Origin of the sequence: Micromonospora sp. S-DT3-3-22 (assembly GCF_015354745.1) — a bacterium.
Classification (GTDB): Bacteria; Actinomycetota; Actinomycetes; order Mycobacteriales; family Micromonosporaceae; genus Micromonospora; species Micromonospora wenchangensis.
This window is the reverse complement of the sequence record NZ_JACGMO010000041.1, coordinates 1-13,754: the sequence shown is the minus strand read 5'-3', so window position 1 is coordinate 13,754 and position 13,754 is coordinate 1. Positions and strand designations below refer to the sequence as shown.

General features: G+C 73.2%; 14 protein-coding genes. 5 read left to right on the top strand and 9 right to left on the bottom strand.

The window, feature by feature from the left end; all coding sequences use genetic code 11:
• Positions 1-155 precede the first annotated feature (155 nt).
• The 6 genes from H1A17_RS14330 to H1A17_RS14305 all read right to left on the bottom strand — a co-directional run bounded on the left by H1A17_RS14330 (position 156) and on the right by H1A17_RS14305 (position 5,231).
• Entirely contained in the window at positions 156-1,604 is a 1,449-nt protein-coding gene (locus H1A17_RS14330) for a hypothetical protein (RefSeq protein ID WP_194822068.1), read from the bottom strand.
• Positions 1,605-1,914: 310 nt separating this feature from the next.
• Positions 1,915-2,403 (bottom strand): roadblock/LC7 domain-containing protein, encoded by a 489-nt coding sequence (locus H1A17_RS14325; RefSeq protein WP_309236775.1) that lies wholly within the window; start codon positions 2,401-2,403, stop codon positions 1,915-1,917.
• Entirely contained in the window at positions 2,400-2,771 is a 372-nt protein-coding gene (locus tag H1A17_RS14320) for a hypothetical protein (protein WP_067306011.1), read from the bottom strand. The genes H1A17_RS14325 and H1A17_RS14320 overlap by 4 nt, the downstream gene beginning before the upstream one ends.
• A gap of 419 nt (positions 2,772-3,190) precedes the next feature.
• On the bottom strand, positions 3,191-3,424 hold the full coding sequence (locus H1A17_RS14315) for a hypothetical protein (RefSeq protein ID WP_194822067.1): 234 nt from the start codon (positions 3,422-3,424) through the stop codon (positions 3,191-3,193).
• Positions 3,415-3,645, bottom strand: coding sequence for a hypothetical protein (locus H1A17_RS14310; RefSeq protein ID WP_145921106.1), 231 nt, complete (start codon positions 3,643-3,645; stop codon positions 3,415-3,417). Before H1A17_RS14310 ends, H1A17_RS14315 begins: the two co-directional genes overlap by 10 nt.
• Before the next feature lie 2 nt (positions 3,646-3,647).
• Positions 3,648-5,231: a hypothetical protein gene (locus tag H1A17_RS14305; protein WP_194822066.1), complete on the bottom strand. Its 1,584-nt coding sequence runs from the start codon at positions 5,229-5,231 to the stop codon at positions 3,648-3,650.
• A 72-nt stretch (positions 5,232-5,303) separates the two neighbouring features.
• Here H1A17_RS14305 and H1A17_RS14300 point away from each other — a divergent pair, with 72 nt between their 5' ends.
• Both H1A17_RS14300 and npdG read left to right on the top strand, forming a co-directional pair.
• The gene (locus H1A17_RS14300; protein ID WP_145921105.1) at positions 5,304-6,734 is read left to right on the top strand and encodes an RNB domain-containing ribonuclease; all 1,431 of its coding nucleotides are present in this window, start codon (positions 5,304-5,306) and stop codon (positions 6,732-6,734) included.
• A 77-nt stretch (positions 6,735-6,811) separates the two neighbouring features.
• Entirely contained in the window at positions 6,812-7,510 is a 699-nt protein-coding gene (npdG, locus tag H1A17_RS14295) for an NADPH-dependent F420 reductase (RefSeq protein ID WP_145921104.1), read from the top strand.
• A gap of 107 nt (positions 7,511-7,617) precedes the next feature.
• Here npdG and H1A17_RS14290 read toward each other — a convergent pair whose 3' ends face one another.
• From H1A17_RS14290 to H1A17_RS14280, 3 genes are all read right to left on the bottom strand, one after another.
• Complete coding sequence (locus H1A17_RS14290; RefSeq protein WP_194822065.1) at positions 7,618-8,115, bottom strand: hypothetical protein; 498 nt, start codon at positions 8,113-8,115, stop codon at positions 7,618-7,620.
• Positions 8,116-8,323: 208 nt separating this feature from the next.
• The gene (gene panB, locus H1A17_RS14285) at positions 8,324-9,169 is read right to left on the bottom strand and encodes a 3-methyl-2-oxobutanoate hydroxymethyltransferase (protein ID WP_145921101.1); all 846 of its coding nucleotides are present in this window, start codon (positions 9,167-9,169) and stop codon (positions 8,324-8,326) included.
• A gap of 226 nt (positions 9,170-9,395) precedes the next feature.
• Positions 9,396-11,156: an NAD+ synthase gene (locus H1A17_RS14280; RefSeq protein ID WP_145921100.1), complete on the bottom strand. Its 1,761-nt coding sequence runs from the start codon at positions 11,154-11,156 to the stop codon at positions 9,396-9,398.
• 245 nt (positions 11,157-11,401) lie between these two features.
• Between H1A17_RS14280 and glnA the strand changes: the two genes are divergently transcribed.
• The 3 genes from glnA to H1A17_RS14265 all read left to right on the top strand — a co-directional run.
• Positions 11,402-12,751: a type I glutamate--ammonia ligase gene (gene glnA, locus H1A17_RS14275; protein WP_088644813.1), complete on the top strand. Its 1,350-nt coding sequence runs from the start codon at positions 11,402-11,404 to the stop codon at positions 12,749-12,751.
• A gap of 159 nt (positions 12,752-12,910) precedes the next feature.
• The gene (locus tag H1A17_RS14270; RefSeq protein ID WP_145921099.1) at positions 12,911-13,336 is read left to right on the top strand and encodes a DUF350 domain-containing protein; all 426 of its coding nucleotides are present in this window, start codon (positions 12,911-12,913) and stop codon (positions 13,334-13,336) included.
• Between the two features lie 41 nt (positions 13,337-13,377).
• On the top strand, positions 13,378-13,754 hold a 377-nt coding region (locus tag H1A17_RS14265; RefSeq protein WP_194822064.1), incomplete at its 3' end, for an HTH domain-containing protein.

The following is a 13,754-nucleotide window of genomic DNA, read 5'->3' as shown; positions in this document are numbered from 1 at the left end:
CTCCAGATCGGACGTCGGCGACTCTCAATGGAGTACACCCCCGGCCTGGCGGGCCAGGTCACGCCGTCGAACATCCGACCGTGGTGTCCGCGTGGTGGTGGAACGACGGGAGCGTCCGGGCGTCGCCGACGCCCGGACGCTCCCGTCCGTTCAGTTCAGGCGGTGCACACGCGACCCCCGTCAGCGGTCAGGCTGGCCAGGGAGCACACCTTCAGCAGCGGATAGTGCGGCCCCATGACGGTGGCGGCGGTCTCCGCCGAGCTGTCCATCGGCACGTTCTGGGTAGCGTGCGGGAAACCGGCCGCCGGCAGCAGGTTCCGCAGCAGCACCATGTGCGGGGCCACCGGATACGAGACGGAGAACGGCAGGAAGGTCGCGTCGTCGACCGCCTCGATGGCCGTCCGCTGCTGCTCCCGGCCGATCACGTACGTGTAGTAGCCGTGCCGGTCGAGGCGGGTGTCGTCGTCGTAGCGGCAGCCGAGGCTCGCCGGCGCGTCGGTGAACCGGTTGATCACGACGGGCTTGACCTGGCCGCCGAGGTTGGTGCACATCGAGAAGTAGCGCAGGTCGGCGTGCCGGCGCGGCCAGACGCCCGGATGGTTGCCGGCGACCGCCCGGGGGGCCCGACCCCGGATCACCAGCACCTGGTCCGCCGCAGGCGGGCTGACCCAGGTCCCGAGGTAGGCGTTGTCCGGGTTGGGGGCGAGGTTCTCCACCTCCGACGTCCGGGTGAAGAGCTTCTGCCCGGTCTCCTCCGGCAACCCCGGCCCCCCGGGTCCGCCGGGTCCGCCAGGTCCGCCCGGCCCACCAGGCCCCGGTCCGCCGGGTCCGCCCGGCCCCCCGGGCCCACCAGGCCCGCCGGGTCCAGGGCCGCCGGGATGGCCCGGCCCGCCCGGTCCGCCGGGGTGGTGTCCGGGTACGCCCGGTCCGCCGCCGGGATGCCCCGGCCCGTCACCCGGACCGCCTACGCCGGACAGTCCCGCCTCCCGGGCGTTCGTGGTCGCCGGGGTGGTGCCGGGGGTGCCGCCCCCCGATGAGCAGGGCGGCAGGGTCTGCGACACCCCGTCGAGGGTGAGGGTCATGGTGGGCAGGGCGACGGTCGCGTCACCACCGGCCGGCAGGTAGACCCGGAAGATGACCGACGCCTTCGCGCCGGCCGGGGCGTCCTCCCGGGCCAGGGGCATCCGGTTGGTCTGTCCGAAGGCCACGTCGGGGGTGATGGTGAGGGTGAACCGTCCACCCGGCGCGGCACCGGTCTGCCACGGGTTCTGGCTGCCCGCGTCCGGGGTGATCAGGTAATCCGGCATGCTGGAGCTGACGCCATTGCGGGTGAAGTACGTGGGCTTGTCGTCATACACGTTGAAAGACGCGTACCTGGCGTCGGGAAAGACTCCGGAGAGGGTGATTTCCAGGCCCGGCGTGACCGGATAGATGGTCGACCAGTAGGTGGCTGCGGTGTCCGGCCAGTAGGCGTTCAGGCTTGTCGCCCCGTACTTCGACGACCAGGCGCAGGTCGGCATGCTGACACCGGTGCCGGCGGCGCGCTCTGCCTCGGCGGGGGTGGCTACCAGGGGGGCGGTCAGCGCGATCAGCCCTGACAGCAACAGAAATGGCCGACGCGTGGCCCGCGTCGCCTGTGCGAGTACGGAGAGTGGCATGCGTCGACTTGATCAGAAACATGTGTCGACGTAGTTACTTTCACGGTCAATTATCGTTGCTGTGTCGCGCGTTTTCGGCCTATCTGTGATTACTATTTCCCGGCAGTGACGATTATTTCGGAAAAGCTACTTCCAGGGGGTCTGGTCGGCTGCTGCGGTGGAGTGTGGACAGAGGTCGGGATTCACCCGTTACCGCGGGTCTCCGTTCCGGCCGGACGGGGGCACGGCGTGCTCGGCCGCGCCCCCGCCGTGCGGCTCAGGCCTGCGTCGGGACCCGGGTCAGCAGCGCCGCGATCCGGCCGGCCACCCCCGGTGCGTGCAGGTGCAGCCGGGCGACGTTGACGGCGTCCGTGCCGATCACGGCGAGCAGGGCCTGCTCGCTGACCGCGTATACGCTCAGGTAGCCGCCCTGGTTGCGTACCGTCGACTGTTGGAAATCGCCCTGGCCGAGCCGCATGCCGACCTGCCGGCCGAGGCCGAAGGTGGTCGCGGCGAGCGCGGCCAGGTCGTTCGGGTCCACCTCGTTCTGCAGGTTGTGCGTGATGAGCAGGCCGTCGACGCCACCCAGGACGCACCCGTGCACCCCGGGGATCTCGTGCCGCAACTCCGCCAACTCACGACTGATCGCCGGGTACGGCAGCGAGCGGTCCCCGGCCAGCGACGGCGGGAGCGTCCGGGCGGCGGGCAGGGTGGCGGCGCGGGAGGAACGGCGGGGCAGGATGGTCTCGGTCTTGTCCGCGGTCACAGTTCCAGGCTCTCCTCGATGGTGCGCAGCTGGTGCCGGGCCATGGCCAGGTTGGCCCGGCTCTTGCTCACCATCAGGTAGAGGAAGAGGCCCTTGCCGGTGCGGCCGGTCAGCGGGCGGATCAGGTGGTACTGGCTGCCGAGCGTGATCAGGATGTCCTCGATCTCGTCCTCGATCTTGAGCATCTCCAGGGTGCGCATCTTGGCGCGGACGACGTCGGTGTTGCCGGCGGCGGCGACGGTCAGATCGATCTCGCCGGTGCCGCCGGCCACGCCGAGGGTCATGCCGCTGCTGTAGTCGACGAGCGCCACCCCGATCGCTCCGTCGATACTCATCGCGTTCTTCAGGGCGACGTCCAGGCTAGCCACGGTGGTGTTCTCCCGGTTCGACAGGGCGGCGCCGTCGACATCGTCGTCGTCCCGCCCAGGTGGCGGGCGGTGGCAGCGCCGCAAGAGGTCTGACGAGGCTCGCACACACCCCGGGTCGGTCGCACTCGGGGCCGCCGCATCGGGACTGTCCGGCCGACCCGGACCGGCCGGCGGTCCCGTCAAGAGGACCAGGCCGAGGGATGGTCCACTGCGGGACGAGCTGATACCAAGTACCTGGTCCAGGCGGTAGGGCCGGAAGTCCCGGATCCGTCGGCCACCGCGTGCCCCGGCCGGACGACCGTCCCGACCGTGGACGCCACGGACGACGGTTCAGCCGGACCAGGCGACGGTCCGGGCCGTCCGGTCGAAGTGCCGGGTCAACTCCGCGTCGAGGCGCTCCATCCGGCTCCCGTCCAGCGTCACCGTCGGCTCCCGCGGGGTGCGGGCGGTGAGCATCCGGTGGCGCAGCCCGGCCGGCGGCCCACCGCCTTGCCGAGCAGCTCCAGCAACCCGACGTGCCGGCGGGCGGGGGACGGCCGGAACAGGTCGGCGGCGTCACCGAGCATCGTCAGCGCGGGCTGGGTGAGCAGCATCCGGCGTACGAGCCGCCCCAGCCGGGGCCGCAGCACCACCGCCAACCCGATCAGCGCCACCCCGGGCAGGACCGCGACATTCGGAAAGGGGTGTACGCGACGAGCAGCCGGCAGCCGAGCCCGGCCAGCGCCGGCACCCCGACCGTCAGCAGCAGCGGGACGCCCGCCGTCACCACTCCCGCCGTCTGCGGCCCGGTCGACTCCAACGGGCGGTCGACGAGTACGGCGTACCGCCGACGGTTCAGCCGGGCGGCGATCCGGTGGGTACGCGTCCCCGTCATGATCACGGTATTCGATTCTGCCGGCGGCGTCCGGCGTCGTACCACCGGCTTTCCGGCCCATCCCGCGCGGCGTCGCGGCGGCCCCGCAACCCGGGCCGGCGGTGGTGTCGCCGGGGGTGGTTCCGGCGGCTTCCGGGCAGGTCAGGGTCGATTTCGCGGTTTCGCCCCGGAGGCCGCCGAGCACGTCTACTGTGGATGTGGTCGCGACCAATTGCGGCGATCCGGTGGCGGTCGGGCTGCGCCCGGTGCACAGTGATCTCATGAACGACAGCGGAAGTGGTGGGCACTACTACTGGTGCACCCGACACCACCGGGTCGAGACCGATGCCGACGTGTGCCCTGCCAAGCACGTTCTCGGACCGTATCCCTCGGCTGCCGACGCGGAGAACGCCCTGCAGAAGGTGCAGGAGCGCAACGAGGCGTGGGAGGCCGAAGATGCCCGCTGGGCCGGGGAGGGCAACTGAACGGCGCGGGACGGCCCGCGTCGAGGACTCCGTGCCTCCGTGAGGAGGCACGCGGGAGCATGTCCCCAAGGAGGGAACCGAGATGGCCGAAGCAGCAAAGGCCACCACCCGCCCGGCCGCGACGAAGACCGCCGCCGCGCAACGGACCGCAGGCGCGACCCGGAGCACCGCGGCCCGCCGCTCGACCACGACCACGGCCCGCAAGGCGTCGGCCGGCCGGGCGACGGCGAGCGCGGCGGGCGCCGGCTCGGGCCGGACCCCGTCCACCGGCACCGCCCGGAAGACGGCGACCGGCACCGCGAAGAAAGCCCCGGCCGCCAGGAGCACCGCCACCAAGGCTCCCGCCTCGAAGTCGACGGCGAAGAAGGCCCCGGCGGCCAGGAGCACCGCGTCGAAGTCGACCGCGAGGAAGGCCCCGGCGAAGAAGGCCGCCAGCAGGAGCACCGCCGCCGCCCGGAGCACCGCCGGGACGGCCAGGAAGACCACGGCCGCCGCCCGGAGCACGGCGGCGAAGAAGGCCACCGCGGCGAAGCGGACGACCGCGGCGGCGGCGAAGAAGACCACCGCGACCGCCCGGACCGCCGCCGGGAAGACCACCGCCGCGACGAAGACCACGGCCGCCAGGAAGGCGATGCCCGCCACGAAGACGACGGCGGCGAAGAAGACCACCGCCACGAAGAGGGCCACGGCGGCGAAGAAGTCGATGCCCGCGAAGAAGTCGATGCCCGGCACGCGGAGCACGGCCGCCACGAAGACCACGACCGCCAGGAAGGCGACGCCGACGAAGACGGCGGCGGCGAAGAGGACCACGGCGGCGAAGAAGGCGATGCCCGCCACGAAGGCGGCACCGGCGAAGAAGACCACGGCGGCGAAGAAGACCACGGCGGCCACGACGGCGCCGGCCCGCAAGTCGACCGCGAAGACCGCTCCCGCGTCGAAGTCGACCGCGAAGGCGGCGCCGGCCCGCAAGACCAGCGCGACGGCCACCCGCAAGGCGGCGGCGAAGAAGACCACGGCCACGACCGCCCGTAAGGCCACCGCCCGCAAGGCCACCGCCCGTACGGCGCCCGCGCGGACGGCGGCGGCGCGGGCCGCCACACCGGCGCGCGCCCGCAAGGCCACCGGCTGACCGTACGGAGCCTGCGGCCCGCCCGCCGGAGAGCGGATCACGCGGCACGCTGCCAGGATTGACCCGTGGTCATCCGACGTGTGCTCGCGCCCCGCATCGACTTCGGCGCGCTGCGCCGTGAGCTGGGACTGCCTGACGGCTTCCCGGCCGCGGCGCAGCGCGAGGCGGACGAGGCGGCCGACGCCCCACCGCCCGCCGTGGCCGACCGTACCGACGTCCCGTTCGTCACGGTCGACCCGGCCACCTCCCGCGACCTGGACCAGGCGATGCACCTCAGCCGTCGACCCGGCGGCTACCGGGTGCGGTACGCCATCGCCGACGTCGCCACCCACGTCCGCCCCGGCGGGCCGCTGGAGGAGGAGACCTGGCGGCGCGGGCAGACCGTCTACCTGCCCGACGGCAACGTGCCGCTGCATCCGCACACCCTCAGCGAGGGGGCGGCCAGCCTGCTGCCCGACGTCGACCGGGCGGCCGTGCTGTGGACCATCGACCTCGACGTCGACGGTGCCACCGTCGCCGTCGGGCTGGAACGCGCCCTGGTACGCAGCCGCGCCAAGCTGGACTACCCGGGCGTGCAGGTGGCCGCCGACGCCGGACGGCTGCCCGACCCGATCGCGCTGCTGCCCGAGATCGGTGCCCTGCTCACCGCCCGTGGCCTGCGCCGGGGCGCGGTCAACCTGCCCCTGCCCGAGCAGGACGTCGAGCCCGACGGGGACGGGTGGCGGCTGGTGCTGCGCGGCCCCGGCCCGATGGAGGACCACAACGCCCAGATCTCGCTGCTCACCGGGATGGCGGCGGCGGACATCATGCTGGCCGGCCGGATCGGGCTGCTGCGTACCATGCCCGCCCCGAAGCCGGAGGCGGTGGCCCGGCTGCGCGCGGCGGCGGCCCCGCTGGGCGTGCACTGGCCGGACGGGGTACGGGTCGGCGAGGTGCTGGCCGGGTTGGACGCCTCCCGGCCCCGGGCCGCCGCCTTCGTCGACCAGGCGGCCGAGCTGATGCGCGGTGCGGCGTACACGGCGTTCGACGGTGAGCTGCCGGAGCAGCCGGAACACGGCGGGGTGGCCGCCGCGTACGCCCATGTCACCGCCCCGCTGCGCCGGTTGGCCGACCGGTACGCCACGGAGGTGTGCCTGGCCCTGCACGAGGGCCGCGAGGTGCCCGGGTGGGCCCGGTCGGCGCTGCCCCGGCTGCCGGAGGTGATGGCCTCGACCGACCGGACGGCGGGAACGGCCACCCGGGGCGCGATCGAGCTGGCCGAGGCGGTGCTGCTGGAACACCGGGTGGGGGAGACGTTCTCGGCGGCGGTGCTGGACACCGACGCGCCCCCGAACGGCCCGGCGAAGCCCGGCCGGGTTCCCGGCGGGACGGTGGCGTTGGACGATCCGCCGGTGCGGGCCCGCTGCACCGGGGAGCTGCCGCTGGGCGAGCGGGTCACCGTACGCCTGGTCACCGCCGACCCGGTCGGCCGCAAGGTGCTCTTCGAGCGGGCCTGAGCCCCGCCCCCGGCGGGGCGGTCAGCGTCACAGCGCCTTGCGCCGCCGGTGGCGTGGCGGTTTGCGAGGATGACGCCATGGCATACGACGCGAGCACCCTCCCCGACGTGTCCGGGCTGACCGTCGGCATCATCGGCGGCACCGGCGACCAGGGACGGGGGCTGGCCTACCGGTTCGCCCGCGCCGGTCAGCGGGTGCTGATCGGGTCCCGTTCCGCCGACCGGGCCGCCGAGGCGGCGGCGGAGATCGCCGCGCTGCCCCGGCTGCCCACCGGGGTCGACGTGACCGGCGCCGGCAACGACGAGGTGGCCCGCCGCAGCGACGTGGTGGTCGTCGCGGTGCCGTGGGACGGGCACGCGGCCACCGTCGGCGCGCTGGCCGGACCGCTGGCCGGCAAGATCGTCGTGGACTGCGTGAACCCGCTCGGCTTCGACAGGCAGGGCCCGTACGCGCTGCCGGTCGCCGAGGGCAGCGCGGTGCAGCAGGCGGCGGCCCTGCTGCCCGACTCCCGGGTCTGTGCGGCGTTCAACCACGTCAGCGCGCCGCTGCTGGCCGATCCGGAGGTCGACCGGATCGACCTCGACGTGCTGATCTGCACCGAGGAACGGGAACTGGTCGACATCGTCGGCGCGTTGGCCGCCCGGATCCCCGGCATGCGCGGCATCTACGCCGGCCGGCTGCGCAACGCCCACCAGATCGAGGCGTTCACCGCCAACCTGATCGCCATCAACAAGCGCTACAAGGCCCACGCCGGCATCCGCGTCACCGACCTCTGACCCACCCACCTCCCCGCCTTCCGCCCGCGATCGTGGAGGGAATGTGCCCCCAGGAGGGCCGAGTTCCTCCACGATCGCGGCGGGCGGGGTGTGCGGTGGGGTGGTGGTCAGAAGTTGGTGTCGACACCGGCCTTCTTGCAGGCGGCGTTCGCCATCGCGCTGGTCTTCTGGAACTCGGGGGCGTCGGCGGCGGTGTCCAGGTTCGCCGCGGTCGCCACCCGGCCGGACGCGGCCCCGAACGCGGCCAGCGCGGTGACCGCCTCGCTGGTGGGGGCGTCGGTGGTGGCCTTCGCCAACTCCTGCGCCATCTCCGTGTAGGCCTTGCGGATCGTCGGCGTGGGGTCGCCACCCGACGTCGCGGCCTTCATCACGTCGGCCTTCGTCGTGTCGGCGATCTTCTTGGCCGCCGTGCAGAGCTTCTTGTCGGCCGAAGGGTCGGCGGCGGCGGTCGGGCCGCCGGTGGTCGGGTCGGTGGTGGCCGACGGGGCGGCAGCGGTGGCCGACGCGGTGGCGGACGTCGACGGCGCGGCCGTGGTCGACGGTTCCGCCTCGCTGCACGCCGCGAGGGCCAGCACGGAGACACAGGTCAGGACGACTGTTGACAAGCGAACATGATCCACGGGCGGAACCCTAGCCGCTCCCGCCGCACCATGGTGGCCCCTGGCCTGCGGCGATCAGCCCGACCCGGCTGGTTCCGCGCCTGATCCGGGCGGTCCCGTGCCCGGCCCGGCTCCGCCCGTGCCGACCGCGCCCGACCCGGGCGGTGGCTCGTTCCAGGGCGGTGGGGCGGCGGCACCGCCCCACCGCCCGTACTCAGAAGGTGTGCTCGGTGGCGGGGAAGTCGCCGCCGCGTACTTCGTCGGCGAAGCGCCGGGTCGCCTCGGTCAGCGCCCCGGCCAGGTCGGCGTAGCGCTTGACGAACCGGGGTGCCTTCCCGGTCCGCAGCCCGGCCATGTCCTGCCAGACCAGCACCTGGGCATCGGTGTCCGGGCCCGCGCCGATGCCGACGGTGGGGATCGCCAGTTCGGCGGTGACCCGCTTGGCTACCTCACCGGGCACCATCTCCAGCACCACCGCGAACGCGCCCGCCCCGGCCACCGCCCGCGCGTCGGCGAGCACCTCGTCGGCGGTGTCGCCGCGCCCCTGCACCCGGTAGCCGCCCAGGGTGTGTTCGCTCTGCGGGGTGAAACCGATGTGCGCCATCACCGGGATGCCCGCCCCGGTGATCGCCGCGATCTGGTCGGCGCAGCGCCGGCCGCCCTCCAGCTTCACCGCGTGGCAGCCGCCCTCCTTCATGAACCGCACCGCCGTCCGCAACGCCTGCGTCGGTCCCTCCTCGTACGAGCCGAAGGGCAGGTCGCCGACGACCAGGGTGTGCCGGGTCGCCCGGACCACGGCGCGGACCAGCGGCAGCAACTCGTCGACCGTCACCGGCAGGGTGGTCTCGTAGCCGAACACGTTGTTCGCCGCCGAGTCGCCGACCAGCAGCGCCGGAATCCCCGCCTGGTCGAAGATCCCGGCGGTGTACTGGTCGTACGAGGTGAGCATGGCCCACCGGTCGCCGCGCTCCTTGGCGGCGATCAGGTCGCGGGTGCGGACCCGGCGGGTGGCCGGCCCGCCGTACAGGGCGGTCACCTCGGTCGGGGTGGACTCCACCATGACTGTCTCCTTTCCTCGAGGCCGCTGTCGCGGTCCCCGGGTTCTGCCGCGATCGTCGCACCGCACGACGGGTCGACGGCAGGGAACAGTGCAGGATTTCACTCCGCCGGGCCGACGCCGGCCGACCGACGCCGGCCGACCGACGCCGGCCGACCGACGCCGACCGACCGACGCCGACCGACCGGGGCCGGCCGGCGTCGGTGCTCAGCCGGCCGGCCCGGGGTGCTCAGCCGTCCTCGCGCCAGCGGTTGGTGATCGGCAGCCGGCGGTCCCGGCCGAACGCCTTGATCGAGATCTTCGTGCCCGGCGCGGACTGCCGGCGCTTGTACTCGGCGGTGTCCACCAGCCGCAGCACCCGGTCCACCACCGCCGGGTCGTGGCCGGACTCGACCAGCCCGGCCCGGCCCAGGTCGCCGTCGACGTAGCCGATCAGGATCGGGTCCAGCACGTCGTAGTCGGGCAGGCTGTCGCTGTCGAGCTGGCCGGGGCTCAGCTCGGCCGACGGGGGCTTGCCGATGGAGTTCTCCGGGATCGGCGGGGTCTCGCCCCGGCGGGCCGCGTCGGCGTTGCGCCACTTCGCCAGCCGCCAGACCAGCGTCTTCCAGACGTCCTTGACCGGGTTGAAACCGCCGACCGAGTCGCCGTAGAGGGTCGAGTAGCCAACCGCCAGCTCACTCTTGTTGCCGGTGGTGAGGACCAGGTGGCCCTCCTGGTTCGACAGCGCCATCAGGATCACCCCGCGCACCCGGGCCTGGAGGTTCTCCACCGCCACCCCGGACAGCGAGATGTTCGCCAGGAAGGTGTCCACCATCGGCTGGATCGGCTCGACCCGGTAGTCCAGGCCGGTGCGCTTGGCGAGGTCCTCCGCGTCGGCCCGGGAGTGCTCCGAGGAGTGCTGGCTGGGCAGCGAGACCCCGACCACCCGCTGCGGCCCGAGCGCGTCGACGGCCAGCGCGGCCACCACCGCCGAGTCGATGCCGCCGGACAGGCCCAGCACCACCGAGGGGAACCGGTTCTTGTTGACGTAGTCGCGCAGGCCCAGCACCAGTGCCTGCCACACCTCGGCCTCGTCGGCCACCGGGGCCAGCGTGCCGCCGTCGGCCGCCGGCCCGGTCGGGGCCGCCGGCACCTCCTCGACGGTACGGCGTACCACCCGCATCCCGTCGGCGAGATCCTCGCTGTCGGCGGCGTGCGGGCCCGCCCCGGCCAGCTCCACGTCGTGCACGAGCAGGTGCTCGACGAACTGCGGCGCGCGGGTGAGCAGGTCGCCGTCCGGCGTGACGATCATCGAGTCGCCCTCGAAGACCAGCTCGTCCTGGCCGCCGACCATGTTGACGTACGCGATCGGGGCACCGGCCTCGGCGGCCCGGCGGCGCACCAGCGGCAGCCGGACGTCGTCCTTGTTCAGCTCGTACGGCGAGCCGTTGATGTTGACCACCAGACCGACGCCGGCCTGCCGGGCCACCGCGAACGGGCCGCCGGCCTGCCACAGGTCCTCGCAGATGGTCAACGCCACGTCCACCCCGCCCACCCGGACCACGGTCAGGGTGTCGCCGGGCACGAAGTAGCGGTCCTCGTCGAAGACGCCGTAGTTGGGCAGGTGGTGCTTGAAGTAGTGGGCCACCACCCCGCCCCGGTGCAGCAGCGCGGCGGCGTTGCGGGCCCCCCGCCCCGGCTGGGCGTCCCCGCTGACCTGCGGTGGCCCGTCGGCGTCCAGGTAGCCGACCACGACCGGTAGGTCGCCGAGGCCGTCGGCGGCCAGGTCGGCGGCGAGCTGCCGCAGCGCGGCCTGCGAGGCGGCGACGAAGGAACGACGGAAGACCAGGTCCTCGACCGGGTAGCCGGTGAGCACCATCTCCGGGAAGGCGGCCAGTTGGGCGCCGGCGTCGGCGGCCCGACGGGCCCAGGCGCGGATCAGCTCGGCGTTGCCGGCCGTGTCGCCGACGGTCGGGTTGACCTGGCACAGGGCCAGACGCAGGGTGGGCATGCCCTCATCTTGCCCCAGTGGCAGCCGGTCAATCCGGCGGCTCCGACGAGACGACCGCCACCCTTTCGCCGATCCCGGGCCGCCCGACGCCGGTGGCGGGGCCGCCCGTCGATCCGGCCGTCGGGACACCGCAGGACGGGCGACGGCAGGTCGCGTAACGTCTGCTTAACCAGGCCGGTGAAGACTGGGCGGTCAGGACGGACCGGCCGACCGGTGCCGGACGTACGTGGCGAGGGGTTGGGGAAGTGGACCGTCAGCAGGAGTTCGTCCTCCGTACGCTGGAAGAGCGGGACATCCGGTTCGTCCGGCTGTGGTTCACCGATGTGCTGGGCACGCTCAAGAGCGTCTCAGTCGCCCCGGCGGAGCTGGAGGCGGCCTTCGAGGAGGGCATCGGGTTCGACGGCTCGGCGATCGAGGGCTTCGCCCGGGTCTTCGAGTCCGACATGGTCGCCATGCCGGACCCGACGACCTTCCAGGTGTTCCCGTTCGAGGGCGGGGTCAGCGGCGAGAGCGCCCGGATGTTCTGCGACATCCTGCTGCCCGACGGCGGCCCGTCCTGGGCCGACCCACGGCACGTGCTACGTCGGATGCTGTCCAAGGCGGCCGAGAAGGGCTTCACCTTCTACACCCACCCGGAGATCGAGTTCTTCCTGCTGGAGAACGGCCCGCAGGACGGCTCGGTGCCCACCGCCGTGGACACCGGCGGCTACTTCGAGCACACCACGCACGCCGTGGCGCGGGACTTCCGCCGCCAGGCCGTGCTGGCGCTGGAGCGGATCGGCATCTCGGTGGAGTTCAGCCACCACGAGGTCGCCCCCGGCCAGCAGGAGATCGACCTGCGGTACGCCGACGCGCTGACCACCGCCGACAACATCATGACCTTCCGGCACGTGGTCAAGGAGGTGGCGCTCTCCACCGGCGTGCAGGCCAGCTTCATGCCGAAGCCGTTCACCGACCAGCCGGGCAGCGGCATGCACACCCACCTGTCGCTGTTCGAGGGGGAGCGCAACGCGTTCCACGACTCCGGCGACCCGATGAAACTGTCGAAGGTGGCGAAGTCGTTCATCGCCGGCCTGCTGATGCACGCCCGGGAGTACACCGCCGTCACCAACCAGTGGGTCAACTCGTACAAGCGGCTGTTCCCGCAGGCGTTGCCGGACCGGATCACCGAGAGCCCGGCGTACGTCTGCTGGGGGCACCTGAACCGGTCCGCGCTGGTGCGGGTGCCGGCGTACGGCAAGCCGAACTCGGCCCGGGTGGAGGTCCGCTCGCTGGACTCGGCGACCAACCCCTACCTGGCGTTCGCGGTCATGCTCGGTGCCGGCCTCAAGGGCATCGAGGAGGGCTACGAGCTGCCGCCGGGCGCCGAGGACGACGTCTGGTCGCTGAGCAGCGCCGAACGGCGGGCGATGGGCTACGAGGCGCTGCCGGAGAACCTGTCCGAGGCGATCGACGTGATGGCCGGCTCCGAGCTGGTCGCCGAGGTGCTCGGCGAGCACGTGTTCGACTTCTTCCTGCGCAACAAGCGGGCCGAGTGGGAGCAGTACCGCCGCGAGGTCACCCCGTACGAGCGGCAGCGGTACCTGTCGCTGTAGCGCGTACCGCCGCCGGCCGGGGTCGTCCGTACCCGGGCCGGCGGCGGGACGGCCCGCTTCTGCGCCGGTCCGGGTGGTGTCGGGGGTTGCGTGGTGCCGCTATCGTCTCGATCACCGTGCCGGCACCTCCGCCGGGCGCAGGAGGTCGGGAGGCCGTCGGTGCTGGAAGATCTGCTCACCGGAGCATGGCAGAGCGTCGTGTTCGGTGTCGTCGGGGTGGCGCTGATGGCGGCCGGCTTCGTGCTGGTCGACGTGCTCACCCCGGGCAAGCTGCGCGAGCTGATCTGGGTACGCCGCAACGGCAACGCGGGGCTGCTGCTGGCCGCCAACCAGCTCGGCGTCGCCGGCATCGTCTTCACCGCGATCGTGACCAGCTACGACGACTTCGCCAAGGGGCTCGCCTCGACGGTGCTCTTCGGGCTGATCGGGCTGGCCGTGATGGCGCTCGCCTTCGGTGTCCTGGACCTGCTCACCCCGGGTCGGCTCGGTGAGGTCATCTGCTCGGACGAGCCGCACCCGGCGGCCCGGGTCAGCGCCGCCACCCACTTCGGCGCGGCCCTGATCGTCTGCGCCTGCATCGCCTGAACCGGGGGCAGGGTGTCGTACCCCCGTCGTAGCGTGCGGGGGTGAACCGGACGGATCGTCTCTATGCCCTGGTGGAGGAACTGCGGGCGGTGTCGCCCCGGCCCCGCAGCGCCCGCTGGCTGGCCGACCGGTTCGAGGTGAGCACCCGCACCGTCGAACGCGACATCGTCGCCCTCCAGGGTTCCGGCGTGCCGATCTGGGCCGAGCCCGGCCGCACCGGCGGTTACGTGGTCGACCGGTCGCACACCCTGCCGCCGGTCAACCTGACCGCCACCGAGGCGGTGGCGATGGCGGTGGCCCTGCACCGGCTCGCCGGCACCCCGTTCGCCGTGGCCGGCGGCACGGCGCTGCGCAAACTGCTCGCGGTGCTGCCGGCCGCCGACGCCGCCGACGCGCGCCTGCTCGCCGGCCGGGTGCT